This is a genomic window from Cryobacterium sp. PH31-O1 (genome assembly GCF_030063455.1).
Lineage (GTDB): Bacteria > Actinomycetota > Actinomycetes > Actinomycetales > Microbacteriaceae > Cryobacterium.
In genome coordinates, this window is sequence record NZ_JASITB010000001.1 from 768,783 (window position 1) to 785,362 (window position 16,580).

The window sequence follows — 16,580 nt, forward strand, 5'->3', positions numbered from 1 at the left end:
CTTGGGCTGGAGAGGCCAAACCGGGTGTCCCCCGGCGAGTCGAAGCCCCTACCGGCCCCGCTGTCAGGCGTGCATCACCACCGCGAGGGCCCGATCGAGGCGATCCAGGGTCTCGGCCTGGCCCAGAATTTCCATGGATTCAAAAAGCGGCGGCGAGATCTTGCGGCCCGATAGCGCGACGCGCAGCGGTCCGAACGCGACGCGCGGCTTGAGCCCCAGCCCCTCGATGAGGGTTTCGGCGAGCAGCGCATGCACTCGGTCGGTGTTCCATTCCGATTCCGGAATACCTTCCAGCGCCGTGCGAGAAGCACCAAGAATGTCGGCGGCGTTCTGTGGGAGGGAGGCGAGCGCATCCGCTTCGAGAACGAGGTCTGTACTGCTCACAAAGAGAAAACCGAGCATGGCGGGCGCTTCGCCAAGCAGGGCAATGCGCTCCTGAATGAGCGGGGCGCCCTGGGCGAGCATGGCCAGGTCGGCGTCGGTCGGCGTCTCGCCGAGCACGCCAGCGGTCACCAAATAGGGAACGAGTCGGGCGGCAAAGTCAGGGGCGTCGAGCTGACGAATGTGATCACCGTTAATCGATTCGGCCTTTTTGAGGTCGAAGCGGGCCGGATTCGGGTTGACGTTGACGACGTCGAATGCGGCCGTGAACTCTTCGATCGAGAACACGTCGCGGTCGTGCGAGAGCGACCAGCCCAGCAGGGCGAGGTAATTAAGCAGGCCCTCGGGGATAAATCCGCGGTCGCGGTGCAGAAACAGGTTCGCCTCGGCGTCACGCTTGGAAAGCTTCTTGTTCTTGTCACCCATGACGTAGGGCAGGTGACCGAAGCGAGGAATGAAGGTGGTCACGCCAATGTCAATGAGCGCGTGGTACAGCGCGATCTGGCGCGGTGTCGATGAGAGCAGGTCCTCGCCGCGCAGCACGTGCGTGACTCCCATGAGCGCGTCATCGACCGGGTTGACGAAGGGGTAAAGCGGATGCCCATTCGGGCGCACGACCACAAAGTCACTGAACGAGCCGGCCGGGAAGGTGATCTCACCGCGCACGAGGTCGTCGAAGGAGAGCTCGGTGTCGGGTACCCGAAGGCGCAGCGCCGGAGAGCGGCCCTCGGCGCGGTAGGCGGCCTTCTGCTCCTCGGTAAGGTCGCGCTCGAAGTTGTCGTAGCCCATTTTCGGATCACGGCCGAGGTCGCGGTTGCGGGCCTCGATCTCTTCGCCGGTGACGAAGCTCTCGTAAATGTGGCCACTCGCCTTGAGCTGCTCAATGACGCCGCGGTAGATGTCGTAGCGCTCGGACTGACGGTACGGCGCCTGGGGTCCGCCGACGTCGACGCCCTCGTCCCAGTCCAGTTTCAGCCAACGCATGGCCTCGACGAGCTGCAGAAAGCTCTCTTCGCTGTCGCGGGCGGCGTCCGTGTCTTCGATGCGAAAGATCATCGTGCCGCCGGTGTGCCGGGCATAGGCCCAGTTGAACATGGCGGTACGAACGAGGCCCACGTGGGGCGTTCCGGTCGGCGAGGGGCAGAACCGCACGCGAACATCGGTTCCGGTGGCGGTAGAAAACGGGTGTGCAGTGGTGTCAGACATTACTCATGATTCTAGTTGCGTGAGCCCTGCCGCCTCGCGTTCCGGGCCCTGGCCCGCAACCTGGGCCCGATTTTCTCGGCTGCGCCCGCGTTCACAAGGTGGATTTAGACGCGAAAAGCGCCATGAGCGCGCGTAGCGTTGCGGCCAGCGCAGGAACGCGCTCAGCTCCGGCGGCGGTCACGGCGTGCAGGGTGCGATGGTCGCGGCCGGTAGTGGCGCGAATCGAAACGCCCGGCCGTGCGCCGACGGACTCGATCGCGAGGGCCGGCAGCAATGCCACGCCGATGCCGGCCTCGACGAGCCCGAACACGGCGGCGACGTTGTCGGTCTCGTACGAGATACGCGGAGCGAATCCGCGGCGATCGCACAGGTCGAGCAAGTGACCGCGGCAGCGCGGGCAGCCGGCCACCCAGTTCTCATCCGCGAGGTCGCCGAGGTCGATCGGTTTGGCAGCACCGGCCAGTGGATGCCCGACCGGCAGCACCAGCATCATCTCGTCTCGTCGCAGGGTAGCTACGCGCAACCCCTGCGCGCTCGCCCGGTGCGGATCTACCCGGTCCCCCGGGTAGCTGAACGTGATGGCCAGGTCGGCGCGATTCTCGCGCACGGCGGTGACGGCCTCTGGCGGTTCGGCCTCAAGATAGGTGATGTTGATCTGGCCATGCTGTTCTTTCATGCGCGCCAGCAGGCTCGGCACGAGGGTAGCGGATGCCGACGGGAACGCCACGAGACGCACCAGCCCCGCGCGAAGCCCCTGCAGTTCGGCGATTTCGCCCGCCGCTGCATCGAGCGCGGTGCCGACGGTCACGGCGTGCCGGGCCAACACGAGGCCCGCTTCGGTGAGTCGAACGCCTCGGCCGACCCGCTCGATCACCGCGAGGCCGAGCCGCTGCTCGAGCCGCTTGAGCTGTTGGCTGACGGCAGGCTGGCTGTAGCCGAGCGAGGCTGCGGCCGCGGTGATGGAACCGCTTTCGTGCACCGCACGCACAACGCGCAGGGCATGAGCATCAACGTCCGGGCTCGGCATCATGGGCTAATCATAACTTCCGCCTATGGATTGCATCGAATACTGGCCGTTGTCGCATGAATGCAAGGCGGCCACACTGGAGTCATGACCTCCGCACCGACTCGCACGAGCACCGTGCCCCTGGCCGAAGCGCGCGGTCGCTATACCTCGGGGCGCGGCTACCTCGCCGCCTGCACCCTCGGGCTGCCGACGATCGACACGATCGCCGCGATGCGGGCCGACACCGAGGTCTGGGCCCGCGGAGACGCCTGCGCCTCCCGCTACGGTGAGACCGTTGAACGCGTGCGCTCCGGCTACGCCGACCTGGTGAACGTCACGCCAGAGCGGGTGGCGATTGGTTCACAGACCTCGGTAATGGCTGGCATGGTCGCTGCGAGCATCCCCGATGGCGCCGAAGTCGTGCTTCCGCGCGGTGATTTCAGCTCCATGGTGTTTCCGTTCCTGGCGCAGGCCCACCGCGGCGTGACCGTTCGGCAGGTCGCCTTAGCCGATTTGGCCGAGAGCCTCAGCGAGAATACTTGGCTCGTGGCCTTCTCCCTCGTGCAATCCGCCACCGGAACCCTCGCCGACACCGATGCTATCCGCGCCGCCGCGCTAACAACGAACACCTTCACCCTGTGCGACACGACCCAGGCCGCCGGGTGGATGCCGGTCGACGCGTCACTCTTCGACGCGACCATCTGCCACAGCTACAAGTGGCTCGGCGCCCCGCGCGGCGTCGCCTTCTTCACGGTCAACGATGCATTTGCTCTCGAGCTGCACCCGATCAACGCCGGCTGGTATGCCGGGGACGACCTGTGGGCATCCTGTTACGGACCAGCCATGACACTCGCACCCACGGCACGCCGCTTTGACGTATCACCGGCCTGGCCGGCCTGGGTTGGTGCCGAGCCGGCCATCGACATGTTCTGCAGCATCGACATGGCCGAGGTACGCGCGCACTGCATCGGCCTGGGCAATGCCCTGTGCGACCGCCTCGACCTGCCCCGCCTCGACCAGGCCATCATCAGCTGGCCGGATGCCGATGGCCGCGACCTCGCCCGTCTCACCGCCGCACAGATCACGGCTTCGGGCCGGGCGGGGCGGGCCCGCGTCGCCTTCCACCTCTTCAACGACGATGACGATGTGAACCTCGCCGTAGCGGCCCTGCGACCCTAACCAAAATATGGAGCGCCGAACCCACGAGCGCTTCGAGTCGTTACTGCTTCTGAGCGACAGCCTTAATGATGGCCCCGGCGAGGTCGGCCGACGAAGCGGGGTTCTGGCCAGTAAAGAGATTGCGATCAATCTCAAGGTGCGCAGCGAACGACTCGCCAGCAACAAAGTCTGCGCCCAGTTCAACGAGTCGGCTCTGCACCAGCCACGGCGCTTTCGGCGCCAGGCCACCGAGCGTTTCTTCGGCGTTGGTGAAGCCGGTCATGCGGTAGCCAGAAAATGGCCAGCTGCCATCAACGCGTTTGGCTGCGAGCAGGGCGGCGGGTGCGTGGCACAGCACACCGACTATGCGACCGGTGTCGAGGGCTTCGGTAAGAATGCTCCCGGAAACGGCATCAACCGCGAGGTCTTCCATTGGTCCGTGGCCACCAGGGTAGAAGACCACGTCGTAGTCGCTGACCGTGACGTCCTCTAGGCGAAGTGGTTCATCGAGCTGGTCCGAAATGGTTCCAATGTAGTCAATGATGTGCCCAACGCGCTCTTCTCCCCCCGCAGCATCCGCTCGCAGACTGACGGCATCAATGGTGGGAGCTACTCCACCCGGCGTGGCGATGCTGATCTGATATCCGGCCGCGCTGAACAGCCGGTGCGGCTCAGCGAATTCCTCAGCCCAGTAACCGGTGGGGTGCAAGCTGCCATCGTTGAGGGTCCAGTGGTCAGCGGCGCTGACGACAAAAAGTACGTTGGTCATGTGGTCTCCAATAGTGATCGGGTCGGGACGTGTGTTTTAGAGTGCTGAAACGGAGTCGCCCGTGCGGACGACCATCTTGCCGGTGTTCTCGCCGCGCATGAGGCCGAGGAACGCATCGACGCTGTTCTCAACCCCGTCTACGACGGTCTCATCGAAGACGATCTCGCCCGAGGCGAGCCAGTTCGCCATTTCAGTGGAAAATGCCGGGAGAAAGCTCCAAAAGTTTCCCACCGTGAAGCCGGTGAGGGTCAGCCCCCTGGTCACGATATTTGAGAGGTTGTTCGGGCCCGCTGGGGCATCCTCGCTGTTGTAGAGGGAGATTGCGCCGCACATAGCGGCACGCCCGCCGTCGTTGAAGGAGTCCAGGGCCGCCTCAAGGTGCTCACCGCCTACGTTGTCGAAGTAGACGTCGATGCCATCGGGTGCCGCAGCTGCGAGTTGGCGCTTAATCGCACCATCCTTGTAGTTAAAGGCGGCATCGAACCCGTACTTGCTGGTGAGAAGGGCCACCTTCTCGGCCGAGCCGGCGGAACCGATCACGCGCGTGGCGCCCTTGAGCCGCGCGATCTGACCGACCATACTTCCGACTGCCCCTGCCGCACCCGAAACGAAGACGGTGTCGCCCTGCTTCAACTTGGCGACTTCGAGTAAACCAACGTAGGCGGTGAGGGCCGTCATGCCGAGCACACCGAGGTAAGCCGAGAGCGGAACGCCGGGGAGTTCGGGAACGACGCGAAAACCGGCCCCGCCCTCCTGCGCCAGGTCGCGCCAGCCGTACTGGTGAGAGACAGCGTCGCCCACCGCAAAGGCGTCATTAGCGGATGCGACGACCCGGCCAACAGCCCCGCCGGTCATGGTTTCGCCGAGCGCGAACGGCGGCACGTAGCTCTTTACGTCATTCATCCGACCGCGCATATAGGGATCAACAGAGATGAACTCATTTCTGACTCGAACCTGTCCCGATTCAAGCTCCGGCAGGTCAACACTCACCGTTCGAAAATCCGCCGCCGTTGGCCAGCCAACCGGACGATTCACCAACTGAATCTGGGTACTGACGTTGGAAACTGCCATGGTGGGCTCCTCTGCTAGTTTTGTAACGATCGTTTTACTATATAGTGAACCTATCGGTACACAAAATTTGATCCACAGAACCAGGAGTCAACATGGGGCGGCTACAGACCTTCGACAACACTGTGGTCGTACAAGCTGCCCGCGACCTGTTCTGGAATAAGGGCTACGAGGCAGCATCCCTGGCCGATCTGGAAGCGGCGACCGGCCTGGGTCGGTCCAGCCTGTACCACGCCTTCGGAAGTAAGCGGGGCCTCTTTGATGCCGCGGTCGCTGACTACCTCGAGACGGTCATCCGCCCCCGCCTGACCGTGCTGCGCTCGGGGGCTACAGACGCCAGCGCGCTTCTGGAGTATTTCGATAGTCTGGCACGCTCGACGGCCAATCTCGCCGACGATTCCCTCCGAAGCGGCTGCCTGCTGGTCAATTGCGCGGCGGGCCTTGCCGCTCACGACGACCCGGCCCGTGCTGTCGTCGAGAGCTACCGCAGCGAGTTGACCGGTGCCCTGCGCTTGGCGCTCGCGTCTGCCGGGCTGGCGCCTGCAGCAGGAACAGCCGGTGGCGCTGCCGCCGCCAAGGGCGATGTCGCCCACAGGGATGGTGTTAGTGACGCAGCGAAGAGCAGTCTCGACGAGCGGGTGCGCACCCTGGCGTCCCTGTCGATGAGCGCGATGCTGGTGGCCAGGGTAAATCGCAACGAGGCGGTCGCACTACTGAACACGGCGTCGAATCAGATCCGAGTGTGGTTCGCAAACTCCGACCGCTGAGAAACTCAGACCGGGCGTACGGCGGGATTGACGAGAGCTCCAATGCCGGCGATCGACATGGTGACCGTGTCTCCGTCGACAACAGCGGCGGGGGCTTCTAACGCTCCGGTCAAAATTACGTCTCCGGGCAGCAGGGTGAACACGCTCGAGGCGAAAGCCACGAGCGCGGCTATGGTGTTTTCCGTTGTTGCATCGTGTTCATCAAGGTCAACCGCCTGAAACTCCTCATCGTTGATGAGCCCACGCAATGGCGTCGCTGCATCGTCGAATTCAGTCTCAATGATCGGTCCGAGCGGCAAAAAGGTATCAAAACCGCCGGCACGAGTCGCCGAAATCCCGGCAAGATCGGCGGCGGTGACCACGGTCGCAACCGTGTAGCCGAAGACGCGGCTGAGGGCATCCGCTGCCGTAACGTTCTTGGCGATCTTGCCGATGATGATGGCCAGCTGGCCGTCGACTTCGACCCGTTCAGAGGCTGCGGGCAGCACGATGGCATCATTCGGGCCGACGACGGCGGTATTGGGCCGGAGCACGAAATCGGGTTCGGCGCCGAGTGCCTGCACCGCCACAATTTTCGAGCGAGGAATCACCGGCGCGAGCAGCTTCACGTCGGCCAGGGCCACCCGGTCGCCGGTCGTGTCAAAACCGGCGAACATGGGGTCGCTGGTGAGCACGACCAGTTCGTCGTCGTCAACGATGCCGAACGCGATGGCGCCCTGATAGCTGTAGCGTGCGATCTTCACGTGTCCCATTCCCGCCCGTCAAGGCCAAAAGCTTCAGTCTAGGCGGGTGAGCCAGCCGTGGCGGTCGGGCAGGCGGCCGTACTGAATATCGGTGAGCTCCTGGCGCAGCGACAGGGTGATCTGGCCGGCCGGGGCATCCGCTTGGCCGATCGTGAAGTCCTTGGCCTTGAGCTGGCCGATCGGGGTGACGACGGCGGCGGTTCCACAGGCGAACACCTCGGTGATGGCACCGGATGCGACACCCTCACGCCACTCCCCCAGCGTCACGTCACGCTCCTCAACGGTCATACCGCGGTCGCGGGCGAGCTGCATGATGCTGTCCCGGGTGACGCCTTCGAGAATAGCTCCCGTGAGGCGGGGAGTAACGAGCGTGTCGGTGCCGTGCACGAAGAACACATTCATGCCGCCGAGTTCATCAATGTGACTGCTGGTCTCGCCGTCGAGAAAGAGCACCTGGGCGCAGCCGTTCTCGTAGGCCTCCATTTGGGGCAGCAGCGACGCGGCGTAATTGCCGCCGCACTTGGCCGCGCCGGTGCCGCCGCGGCCGGCCCGGGAATATTCGGTTGACAGCCAGATCTTCACCGGGGCAACGCCGTCGGCAAAGTAGGCACCGGCCGGGCTCGCGATCACGTAGAAACTCACCTTGTGGGCGGCGCGCACGCCGAGAAAACTCTCATTGGCGATCATGAAGGGGCGCAGGTAGAGGCTGGTTTCGGGAGCGGACGGCACCCAATCGCCGTCGATAGCAACCATCTGCTTCACCGACTCGATGAAGTCCGGAACCGAGAGTTCGGGGAGCGCGAGACGGTGCGCCGAGCGCTGCAGGCGCTCGGCGTTCTTCTCGGGCCGGAAAGTCCAGATGGAGTTGTCGGCGTGCCGGTACGCCTTGAGGCCCTCGAAGATCTCCTGGCCGTAGTGCAGCACCGAGGAGGCGGGGTCGAGCAGCAACGGACCGTAGGGCGTGACGCGGGCGTCGTGCCAGCCGGCGTCGACCGACCAGTCGATCGTGACCATGTGGTCGGTGAAATGCTTGCCAAAACCCGGGTCGGCGAGGATCTCGTCGCGTTCGGCTTCGGCGCGCGCGTCGGTCGACGGAGTGAGAGCAAAAGTCAGGGGGAAAGTCACGGTCATTTCAGTACCTTGTCTGTCAGAAGTGTCACGATGGCATCTCCCACCTCGGCGGTGCTGCGTCGCACGAGAGCCGAGCGTCGTGCCAGGTCGTCGGCCACCGCCTCGTTGACGCGAGCCGCGGCATCCGTCAGCCCGAGGTGGTCGAGCAGCAGCGCCACCGAGAGGATGGCCGCGGTCGGGTCAGCGAGTTGCTGGCCGGCGATATCGGGGGCCGAGCCGTGCACCGGCTCGAACATGCTGGGAAAGCGACCCGTGGGGTTGATATTGCCGGAGGCCGCCAGGCCGATGCCGCCGCTGATTGCCGCCGCCAGGTCGGTGAGAATGTCGCCAAAGAGGTTATCGGTGACGATGACATCGAATCTACTCGGATTTGTGACGAAGAAGATCGTTGCCGCGTCAACGTGCAGGTATTCAACCTCAATCTGGGGGTATTCGGCGGCTACCTCATTCACGATGCGCTGCCACAGGCTGCCGGCGAACACGAGAACGTTGGTCTTGTGCACCAGGGTGAGGCGTTTACGGTCGCGCCCCTGGGCCACCTCGAAAGCATGCCGCACAACACGTTCCACCCCGAAGGCAGTGTTGACGGAGACCTCGTTGGCGACTTCTTGGGCTGTGCCCCGGCGGATGGCGCCGCCGTTGCCCACATACGGGCCCTCGGTTCCCTCCCGCACGACGATGAAGTCGACCACGCCGGGAGATGCGAGGGGGCTTGTCACGCCCGGGTAAATCGTGCACGGGCGCAGGTTCACATAGTGATCGAGCGCGAAGCGTAGGCCGAGCAGCAATCCGCGCTCGATGTTGGCGTCTTTGAGGCGTGGATCGCCCGGAACGCCTCCGACGGCGCCAAGCAGAATGGCGTCGTGCTGCTGGATCGACGCGAGGTCGGCATCCGTGAGCACGTCACCGGTCTTGAGAAACCGAGCAGCACCCAGCTCAAAGGTGCTCGTCTCAATTGTGACGTCATCTCGGGCGGTGACAGCGCCCAGCACCTTGACGGCCTCGGCGACAACTTCCGGTCCAATCCCGTCTCCGGGAATGACTGCGAGTTTGATAGTGCGAGACATGCGGCTCCGAACCAATCAACGAACAACTGAAATACGTATAGTGAAACCTTACCTTTCTCGCTGAACTGCCTAGGCTGGTCACCAGCGCACCACCACAGCACAACCAACGGAAAGAAGGACATCATGAGTATCGGACTGGGAATCTTTCTGCTGGTCGTCGGCGCCATTCTGGTGTGGGCCCTCGACATCACGGTCACCGGAGTGGACCTGCAGCTCGTCGGATACATTCTGCTCGCGGCCGGCGCCCTCGTGACGGTGCTCGGCATCGCGCTGATGACGCGCCGCCGCAATAGCGTGAGCACGACGCGCACCATCGCCGACCCGGCGAACGGCGAGCAGGTCACCCGTCGCGAGAACTCGATCGACGACCTGTAACTAGCGGGCTCGGCGCAGCCGGTTGCGCCAGCGAGCTAAGCTCGGAGATTTTCGCGACACGCCGCGTTCGCTTTCGTGTAGCACGGTGTGTCGCGAATTTCTCCGAGTTTATGCGCCGCCAGTGCTCGTATGCTCGAAGTTTTTCGAGCGTCCCGACTCGCTGGGCCGTAACCTCGGAGATTTTTCGCGGCTGGGCCCGTCAGGAATCGAAACCGGTCGTAATCTCGGAGATTCTCGCGGATGATCGTCCACCCAGCCTGGCGGGTTGCCACCGTGCGCGCTTGGCGTCGGCAACGACGCGCTCAATGGTGGCCAGCGTTGTTTCCCATTCAAACATGACGTGCTTGTGGGTAAGGCGCAATGTTCGTCGACCAAGTCCCTCGGCGAGTAGATCCCGGTCGCGGTCTGCCTGAAACCGGTCAGCCCCGTGCCATTTCTCCCCATCGGTTTCAAGCGCCACAAAGTCGTCAACGACGAGGTCCTCGTCACCGAGCCCGTTAACATGCACCTGGGCGACCACGGAAAACCCGGCGTGACGCAGACGTCGGCGAACCACCGTCTCCAGACCGGAATCCGAGGTGAATTCCATCTCTCGGATACCGCTCTGCAATCGCGCCGGGGCAGCCCGACCAATTTCCTGCACCTGGTCGATAGTCAGATACTCCATGTGCACCGCTGACTCGAGGCAGGCGATCGCATTCTCCTCGTCTAAACAATGGATGGCTTGCCACACCGCATTCATCGGCGAGACGAGCCACGACTGCCCGGCATCCGAGAAGCGCAGTTTGGTCCAGTGCACACGCACCGGCCGACCGGATGCATCCGCAACCTGAGACGCATTGGTATGCAGCGCATTTTCTGCGGCGAGCTCACGTGAGGCGCGATGAGCTCCACCGGGGTGGGCGTGAGGCAACCTGCGCAGGTGAAGATCGAAGCCGAGTCCGGACCAAACTCGTGCCCGCCGAACAGCGCTGACGCAATCGATCTGCGCGCGAGACGAGGCGGCCACACGCTGGTCGGCATCCGAATGGCGACAAATGTAGATCCCCCGAGCCGCGCGCTTAATGACGCCGGAAGCGATCTCGGCTCGAATTCGCCCGGCGCTGACCCCGCGCGAAAACAGTTCATCGCACGTGGCCACGTGTCCCAGCGAGCAGATAACGTGCAATGCCACCATGATGCCAGCGTGCAACGGGTGGACCTCACGAAGGCGACAAACCCCACAACAGTGCACTTCGGAGGCCAGGGGCCAACAGTGGAGGAGCCGCCCCGAACATAATGCGAGCCACCGGATAGGAGAGGAGACCGGTACGAGTGCGCCTTTCCTCGGACAAATTTGCGACTCGCGGCCAGCGGAGTGGCCACATGCGGCGTGTCTCGAAAATCTCCGAGCTTGTGCACTTCCCGCGCGGAGACGGCAGAACGCCCGCGGGGCGCAGCAGCGCACCGCGACTCCCCGGAATGCCCTAGCGGGCCCGGCGCAGCGCGACCAGCGCCACGACGGCCGCCCCGAGCACGAGGGCCACGCCGATCCAGGCTGTGAGGCCGACGCCGCTGTCGAAGGCGTGCCGCGCCGAATCGAGCAGCTGCTCGGCAACCCCGGCGGGTAGCTGCTCGGCCACTGCCACGGCCCCACCGAGCGTTTCGCCGGCGGCCAGCCGCTCGGCGGCAGTCAGCCCCTCGGGCAGCAGCACCGCCGCGCGGTACGACACGGTGAGAATGGTGCCAAGAACGGCCGTTCCGAGCACCGCTCCCAGTTCGTAAGCCGTCTCCGACACAGCGGATGCCGCGCCCGCCTTATCGGCCGGCGCCGTCGCCACGATGAGCTCGTTCGAGACGGTTTCAGCCGCGCCGATTCCGATGCCGAGCAGCACGAAGGCTACGCCAATGGAGAAGGCATCGATCTGCCCGCCGCGCAGGGCGATCGACGCGAACCCAGCGACCGACACCAGCAGCGCGAGCGGCACGACCCGCGACGGTCGCACCCGGCGGGCGATCGGCACGATCAGTAGTCCCGCCACGATCATCGCGGCCAAGCCGGGAACCAGCACGAGTCCGGCCGATAACGGCGAGAGTCCGAGCACGAGTTGCAGGTGCTGCGAGATGAAGAACAGGCACCCCACGAGCGCCGTCACACTGAGCAGGTTGACGCCGACGGCACCGCTGAACGCGCCGCGCCGAAACAGGCCCATGTCGAGCATGGGGTTCGGCACGCGCAGCTGCCGGCGCACAAACCAGACGCCGAGGCCCAAGCCGAGCGCGATCGGGGCCAGGGTGAGCCAGCTCACACCGTGCTCGGCGATGCTCTTGATGCCGTAGACGATCGGCAGCATGGTGCCCAGCGAGAGGGCGATGCTCAGAAAGTCGATGCGTCCGGGGTGGGGGTCACGCGACTCTGTGACCAGAAGTGGCGCCAGCACGAGCAGCGGCAGCAAAACGGGAACGGCGAGCAGAAACACCGAGCCCCAGGCGAAATGTTCGAGCAGAATGCCGCCAACAACCGGCCCGAGGGCGCTGCCGGCCGCGAACCCGGTGGCCCAGATCGCGATGGCGAGGCGACGCTGGTCGCGATCGACGAAGGTGGTGCGCAGCAGCGACAGGGTCGACGGCATCAGCATCGCACCAAAGAATCCGAGTGCCGCCCTGGCAATGATGAGGCCCTCGATGCTCGGGGCGAACGCCGCGAACACCGACACCACACCGAACCCGGTCGAGCCAATCAGCAACAGGCGACGACGCCCGATGCGGTCGCCGAGGCTGCCCATGGGCACGAGCAGTCCGGCCAGTACCAGCGGGTAGATATCGACCATCCAGAGCAACTGCACGCCGGTCGGCAGGGTGGCCGTCGAGATGGCCGGCAACGCAAAATTGAGCACGGTGTTGTCGATCGAGACGAGCAGCACCGGCAGCATCAGCACGGCCAGCGCCCACCAGCGCCGACGGTCGTGCTGCACCGGCAGAGCGGATGACGCGTGCCCGGTTATGCCGGAGCCTGCCAGCTGAGCGCCGCGCGCTGGGACTGCGCGATTACGGGCCGCCTGGGCCTCGGCAGCACGGTCGACTCGGGGTAGCACGACGGAATTGGTGGGAACAGCGGGGACAGACACGATCTCGTTCACTTTCTGGGTTGATTCTCGACCGCCATCGGCGGAGCAACAGCATTTACTGTACCGGCTAGACGGTATAGTTGTCTAGTCCGCTCGTGCCTCACCGACAGTCTGCGTGTTCGTTACCATGGCCCCTATGTCGAAAAATGCCGCTGTGCCATCCGTTCCCACTCGGGATCGGCTGCTCGACGCCTTCGAGGAACTGCTGGTCGAAGGCGGCGAACGCTCCGCCACCCTCGAGGCCGTCGCGGCGGCGGCCGCGGTATCCAAGGGCGGATTGCTGTACCACTTCGCTTCGAAAGACGCCCTGATTGACGGCCTGCTGGCCCGCCTCGACGCGCTCGCCCTCGAAGACGCCGACAACATCCGCACCGCCCCAGCCGGCCAGGTGGATTACCTCATTCGCACATCGGTGCACACCGGCAGCCCGCTTGATCGCGCCTACATCGCCGGCTCCCGGCTCGCGCAGGGGCGGGACCCCCGTGCCGTGCAGGTGCTCACAGAGATTCGTCGACGCTGGCTCTCGGTGATCGAAGACGCCGTGCACGACCCGGATGTCGCGCAGGCGATCATGCTGATCAGCGACGGACTCTACGTGAACAGCTCACTTGCCGAAAACGAACTGGCGCCACAGGATCACACCGATGCGGCAATGACGCGGCTGATCGCCCTGATCGGGCGACTCCTGCCGACCTGAGTCGACACGAAAAAAGCGGGCGCCTGCATGGCAGGCACCCGCTCGCATCCGTTCTGCAGGAACCTACTCGGTGAGGTCGATCTCCACCATAATCTCGGCGTCGATCGCGGTGCGCACGGCGGCGAGTAACCCGGCCGGAACCTCGGAGTCGACGGTCAGCACGCTCAACGCCTTGCCGCCAGCCACGTCACGGGCGACCTGCATGCCCGCGATATTGATGTTGGCGTCGCCGAACTCGCGACCGTAAACCGCGACGATTCCCGGGCGATCCGCGTAGAGCATGACGATGAGGTTCTTAGCGAACGGAACCTCGACGTCGTAGCCGTTGATCTCAACGATCTTTTCGATCTGCTTGGTACCCGTCAACGTGCCCGAAACTGAGACCTGCGAGCCGTCGGCGAGGGCACCGCGCAGGGTGATCACGTTGCGGTACTCGGGCGATTCGGCGTCGGTGAGCATACGCACGGTGACACCGCGCTGCTCGGCTAACAACGGTGCGTTGACGTACGAGACGGTTTCGCTGACCACGTTCGTGAAGATACCCTTGAGCGCGGCGAGCTTGAGCACACTGACGTCGTACTCGACCAGTTCGCCGCGTACCTCGATGTCCACGCTTGTGAGCGGGCTGTGTGCGGCGAGGCCGGAGAAGACCTGGCCGAGCTTTTCCACCAGCGGGATGCCGGGACGCACATAGGGGTCAATGACGCCGCCAGCCACGTTGACCGCGTCGGGAACGAGCTCGCCGGAGAGCGCGAGGCGCACGGACTTGGCCACGGAAACGCCGGCCTTCTCCTGGGCTTCGTCGGTCGACGCGCCGAGGTGCGGGGTCGTGATGATGTTGTCGAGGCCGAGCAGCGGCGAACCGGTAGGCGGTTCGCTCACGAACACGTCGAGGCCGGCGCCAGCGATGGTGCCGGCAACCAGTGCCTCGTGCAGCGCATCTTCGTCGATGAGTCCGCCGCGGGCGACGTTGACGACGAATGCGGTCGGCTTCATCAGCTTGAGCTGTGCGGCACCGATCATGCCGGTGGTCTCCGGGGTCTTCGGCATGTGGATCGTGACGAAGTCGGACTGCGCGAGCAGTTCGTCGAGACTGACCGGGGTCACGCCGAGCTGCTGGGCGCGAGCCGAGGTGATGTAGGGGTCGTAAGCGATGACGTTGGTGCCGAAGGCCTGCATGCGAGCGGTGATGAGCGCACCGATCCGGCCGAGACCGATGATGCCGATGGTCTTCTCGTACAGCTCGGTGCCGGTGTACTTGGAGCGTTTCCACGCTCCATCGGCGAGGGCGCCGGAAGCGGCCGGGATGTGACGGGCCAGGCTCAGGATGTGCCCCACGGTCAGCTCGGCGGCCGAGATGATGTTAGAGGTGGGAGCGTTGACGACCATGACGCCGGCCGCTGTGGCTGCCTTGATGTCGACGTTATCGAGGCCGACGCCCGCACGGGCAATGACCTTCAGGAAGGGAGCAGCCTGGATGGCTTCTGCATCCATTTTGGTGGCAGAGCGCACCAAAACGGCCTGCGCGGTGGCAAGCTCGGCGAATAGCGCGGAGCGATCCGTGCCGTCGACCTGGTGGATGTCAAAGTCGGGCCCGAGGGCATCGACGGTGGCGGGGGAAAGTTCTTCGGCGATCAGGACGACGGGCTTCGACAATAAAATCGGATCCTTAGATTGCAAGTGTCGGCGGCGCGACAGAGGGCGCTACTCAATTTCCACCCTACCGGCTGCACAATAGACCAATGAGCAACGACGTAATAGACGGACTCCAACTGGCGCTGCGCATTGTTCTGGCACTGGTTTTTATCGGGGCCGGTATTACCCACTTTCTGCCCTCGGTGCAGCGCACCATGGCGGCGATGATCCCGCCGCGCCTGCGCCACAGCGGCCTGGCCAGCCCGGTCAATCTCGTGCTGTTCACCGGGATCTGCGAGGTGGTCGGCGGGCTGGGATTGCTCTATCCACCGACCGTGGTGGTCGCGGCCGGGGCGCTCGTGGTGTTCCTGGCGGCGGTATTTCCGGCCAACGCCTACGCAGCGCGGCACCCGAAACGGTTCGGGCGGGTGGCGATCCCGTTTGTTCCCCGACTCATTGCCCAGCTGGTGTTGATGGGACTAATCGTGGTGTCGGTGCTCTAGACGATCAGTCTGGCCAGGCTGAACACCTCGGTAATGTCGAGCGACACGGCGGCGACCGCGCAGAGTCCGACGAACAGGGTTAGGGCCTGCACTCCGAAGGCGCGGTCGCGGCCGAGCCAGTAGGCCAGGGCATAGACCAGCACCGGCAGGAGTACTCCGAAGATGAGCACGGCCCAGCCGAAGCCGCTCAGCTGGGTGTTGAGGGACTGCGCCTGCAGGTTCAAACCGACCAGGTTGCCGATCGCTTCCCAGACGTCGTAGGCGTAGAAGAGTGCCATGAACAGGGCGATGGCTAGCAGAAGCCAGCGCGGGCGCCGGCGGTGCTGCAGCACTGTGGTCTCAATCTCACTCATAGCGGCTGCCCCGATCCGACAAGAAAAGGAAACGGAATCAACACGACAACGCCGAGCAGCAGAAAAACCCACCGCGCGCGCGGCCGACTCATTGTGAGCCAGAACGTCGATCCGAACCAGACCAGCGGTGCCGCCACCGCAAGCCAGCCGCCCAACGACGTCATGAACTCGGCGACCGGGTCAGCCGTGCTGACGACCAGAGACTGGGAAGAGAGACGGGCGGCCGCGATGAACCAGCCGATCGAGTACAACAGGTACATCCCGGCGAGGATCCCCATGCCGACCAGGGCGGCAGAACTCACTGCCGCGCCGTCGGGCTCTGCAGCGTCTGACTGGGCGCCGTCGGATTCGACGGTGTCAGCATCCGCTGTGGTGCCGGCATCCGTCGTGGTGCTGGCACCCGTCGGAGTGCCGGCATCCGTCGGAGTGTCGGGCGCGACCGGGTGGTCCGTCGAAACCTGCGGAATGGTCCATCCCTCTGGCAGGCCGACACGTTCGGTCCTCGCCGAATCGGCGCTTCCCTCCTGCAGCGTCGGGTCGTCGTCACCGGCCCAGTTCAGTGCGTCGTCGTCGCGTCTCGGATTCATTTTTCCAGAGTATCCGGTTGTGGGCCG

At 64.5% G+C, this 16,580-nt stretch carries 17 protein-coding genes; 5 read left to right on the forward strand and 12 right to left on the reverse strand.

What is annotated here, in order from left to right; translation table 11 throughout:
* Positions 1–63: 63 nt before the first annotated feature.
* Positions 64–1,587 (reverse strand): glutamate--tRNA ligase, encoded by a 1,524-nt coding sequence (gltX, locus tag QMK31_RS03680; protein WP_283499565.1) that lies wholly within the window; start codon positions 1,585–1,587, stop codon positions 64–66.
* A gap of 91 nt (positions 1,588–1,678) precedes the next feature.
* Positions 1,679–2,614, reverse strand: a complete 936-nt coding sequence (locus QMK31_RS03685; protein WP_502852473.1) for a LysR family transcriptional regulator — start codon at positions 2,612–2,614, stop codon at positions 1,679–1,681.
* A gap of 84 nt (positions 2,615–2,698) precedes the next feature.
* Here QMK31_RS03685 and QMK31_RS03690 point away from each other — a divergent pair, with 84 nt between their 5' ends.
* The gene (locus tag QMK31_RS03690; RefSeq protein ID WP_283499567.1) at positions 2,699–3,772 is read left to right on the forward strand and encodes an aminotransferase class V-fold PLP-dependent enzyme; all 1,074 of its coding nucleotides are present in this window, start codon (positions 2,699–2,701) and stop codon (positions 3,770–3,772) included.
* 40 nt (positions 3,773–3,812) lie between these two features.
* Here QMK31_RS03690 and QMK31_RS03695 read toward each other — a convergent pair whose 3' ends face one another.
* Positions 3,813–4,520 (reverse strand): type 1 glutamine amidotransferase domain-containing protein, encoded by a 708-nt coding sequence (locus tag QMK31_RS03695; protein WP_283499568.1) that lies wholly within the window; start codon positions 4,518–4,520, stop codon positions 3,813–3,815.
* 36 nt (positions 4,521–4,556) lie between these two features.
* Positions 4,557–5,591 carry an NADP-dependent oxidoreductase gene (locus QMK31_RS03700; RefSeq protein WP_283499569.1) on the reverse strand — a complete coding sequence of 345 codons (1,035 nt, stop codon included), beginning with the start codon at positions 5,589–5,591 and terminating at the stop codon, positions 4,557–4,559.
* A gap of 92 nt (positions 5,592–5,683) precedes the next feature.
* On the opposite strand from QMK31_RS03700, the gene QMK31_RS03705 reads away from it, so the two are divergent.
* Entirely contained in the window at positions 5,684–6,355 is a 672-nt protein-coding gene (locus QMK31_RS03705) for a TetR/AcrR family transcriptional regulator (protein ID WP_283499570.1), read from the forward strand.
* 5 nt (positions 6,356–6,360) lie between these two features.
* Here QMK31_RS03705 and QMK31_RS03710 read toward each other — a convergent pair whose 3' ends face one another.
* The 3 genes from QMK31_RS03710 to QMK31_RS03720 are packed head-to-tail and all read right to left on the reverse strand — an operon-like array spanning position 6,361 to position 9,296.
* Positions 6,361–7,098 (reverse strand): fumarylacetoacetate hydrolase family protein, encoded by a 738-nt coding sequence (locus tag QMK31_RS03710; RefSeq protein ID WP_283499571.1) that lies wholly within the window; start codon positions 7,096–7,098, stop codon positions 6,361–6,363.
* 33 nt (positions 7,099–7,131) lie between these two features.
* Positions 7,132–8,229 (reverse strand): branched-chain amino acid aminotransferase, encoded by a 1,098-nt coding sequence (locus QMK31_RS03715; protein WP_283499572.1) that lies wholly within the window; start codon positions 8,227–8,229, stop codon positions 7,132–7,134.
* Positions 8,226–9,296 carry a 3-isopropylmalate dehydrogenase gene (locus QMK31_RS03720; RefSeq protein ID WP_283499573.1) on the reverse strand — a complete coding sequence of 357 codons (1,071 nt, stop codon included), beginning with the start codon at positions 9,294–9,296 and terminating at the stop codon, positions 8,226–8,228. Before QMK31_RS03720 ends, QMK31_RS03715 begins: the two co-directional genes overlap by 4 nt.
* A 123-nt stretch (positions 9,297–9,419) precedes the next feature.
* Between QMK31_RS03720 and QMK31_RS03725 the strand changes: the two genes are divergently transcribed.
* Complete coding sequence (locus tag QMK31_RS03725; protein WP_283499574.1) at positions 9,420–9,671, forward strand: DUF6458 family protein; 252 nt, start codon at positions 9,420–9,422, stop codon at positions 9,669–9,671.
* Positions 9,672–9,870: 199 nt separating this feature from the next.
* On the opposite strand, the gene QMK31_RS03730 is transcribed toward QMK31_RS03725, so the two are convergent.
* On the reverse strand, positions 9,871–10,848 hold the full coding sequence (locus QMK31_RS03730) for a putative endonuclease domain-containing protein (RefSeq protein ID WP_283499575.1): 978 nt from the start codon (positions 10,846–10,848) through the stop codon (positions 9,871–9,873).
* 289 nt (positions 10,849–11,137) lie between these two features.
* Complete coding sequence (locus QMK31_RS03735) at positions 11,138–12,655, reverse strand: MFS transporter (protein ID WP_283499818.1); 1,518 nt, start codon at positions 12,653–12,655, stop codon at positions 11,138–11,140.
* A gap of 259 nt (positions 12,656–12,914) precedes the next feature.
* On the opposite strand from QMK31_RS03735, the gene QMK31_RS03740 reads away from it, so the two are divergent.
* Positions 12,915–13,475 carry a TetR/AcrR family transcriptional regulator gene (locus QMK31_RS03740; RefSeq protein ID WP_283499576.1) on the forward strand — a complete coding sequence of 187 codons (561 nt, stop codon included), beginning with the start codon at positions 12,915–12,917 and terminating at the stop codon, positions 13,473–13,475.
* 63 nt (positions 13,476–13,538) lie between these two features.
* Here QMK31_RS03740 and serA read toward each other — a convergent pair whose 3' ends face one another.
* Positions 13,539–15,131: a phosphoglycerate dehydrogenase gene (gene serA / locus QMK31_RS03745; RefSeq protein ID WP_283499577.1), complete on the reverse strand. Its 1,593-nt coding sequence runs from the start codon at positions 15,129–15,131 to the stop codon at positions 13,539–13,541.
* A gap of 86 nt (positions 15,132–15,217) precedes the next feature.
* On the opposite strand from serA, the gene QMK31_RS03750 reads away from it, so the two are divergent.
* Positions 15,218–15,613, forward strand: a complete 396-nt coding sequence (locus QMK31_RS03750; RefSeq protein ID WP_283499578.1) for a DoxX family protein — start codon at positions 15,218–15,220, stop codon at positions 15,611–15,613.
* On the opposite strand, the gene QMK31_RS03755 is transcribed toward QMK31_RS03750, so the two are convergent.
* On the reverse strand, positions 15,610–15,966 hold the full coding sequence (locus QMK31_RS03755; RefSeq protein WP_283499579.1) for a hypothetical protein: 357 nt from the start codon (positions 15,964–15,966) through the stop codon (positions 15,610–15,612). The genes QMK31_RS03750 and QMK31_RS03755 overlap by 4 nt on opposite strands.
* Positions 15,963–16,553 (reverse strand): hypothetical protein, encoded by a 591-nt coding sequence (locus tag QMK31_RS03760; RefSeq protein WP_283499580.1) that lies wholly within the window; start codon positions 16,551–16,553, stop codon positions 15,963–15,965. The genes QMK31_RS03755 and QMK31_RS03760 overlap by 4 nt, the downstream gene beginning before the upstream one ends.
* Positions 16,554–16,580: the final 27 nt, after the last annotated feature.

Coding starts and splice junctions, on each gene's coding strand:
- QMK31_RS03685 (WP_502852473.1), bottom strand. CDS start 2,614: ATGCCGAGCCCGGACGTTGATGCTCATGCCCTGCGCGTTGTGCGTGCG.
- QMK31_RS03750 (WP_283499578.1), top strand. CDS start 15,218: ATGAGCAACGACGTAATAGACGGACTCCAACTGGCGCTGCGCATTGTT.
- QMK31_RS03705 (WP_283499570.1), top strand. CDS start 5,684: ATGGGGCGGCTACAGACCTTCGACAACACTGTGGTCGTACAAGCTGCC.
- QMK31_RS03700 (WP_283499569.1), bottom strand. CDS start 5,591: ATGGCAGTTTCCAACGTCAGTACCCAGATTCAGTTGGTGAATCGTCCG.
- QMK31_RS03690 (WP_283499567.1), top strand. CDS start 2,699: ATGACCTCCGCACCGACTCGCACGAGCACCGTGCCCCTGGCCGAAGCG.
- QMK31_RS03730 (WP_283499575.1), bottom strand. CDS start 10,848: ATGGTGGCATTGCACGTTATCTGCTCGCTGGGACACGTGGCCACGTGC.
- QMK31_RS03715 (WP_283499572.1), bottom strand. CDS start 8,229: ATGACCGTGACTTTCCCCCTGACTTTTGCTCTCACTCCGTCGACCGAC.
- gltX (WP_283499565.1), bottom strand. CDS start 1,587: ATGTCTGACACCACTGCACACCCGTTTTCTACCGCCACCGGAACCGAT.
- QMK31_RS03695 (WP_283499568.1), bottom strand. CDS start 4,520: ATGACCAACGTACTTTTTGTCGTCAGCGCCGCTGACCACTGGACCCTC.
- QMK31_RS03740 (WP_283499576.1), top strand. CDS start 12,915: ATGTCGAAAAATGCCGCTGTGCCATCCGTTCCCACTCGGGATCGGCTG.
- QMK31_RS03720 (WP_283499573.1), bottom strand. CDS start 9,296: ATGTCTCGCACTATCAAACTCGCAGTCATTCCCGGAGACGGGATTGGA.
- QMK31_RS03725 (WP_283499574.1), top strand. CDS start 9,420: ATGAGTATCGGACTGGGAATCTTTCTGCTGGTCGTCGGCGCCATTCTG.
- QMK31_RS03760 (WP_283499580.1), bottom strand. CDS start 16,553: ATGAATCCGAGACGCGACGACGACGCACTGAACTGGGCCGGTGACGAC.
- QMK31_RS03755 (WP_283499579.1), bottom strand. CDS start 15,966: ATGAGTGAGATTGAGACCACAGTGCTGCAGCACCGCCGGCGCCCGCGC.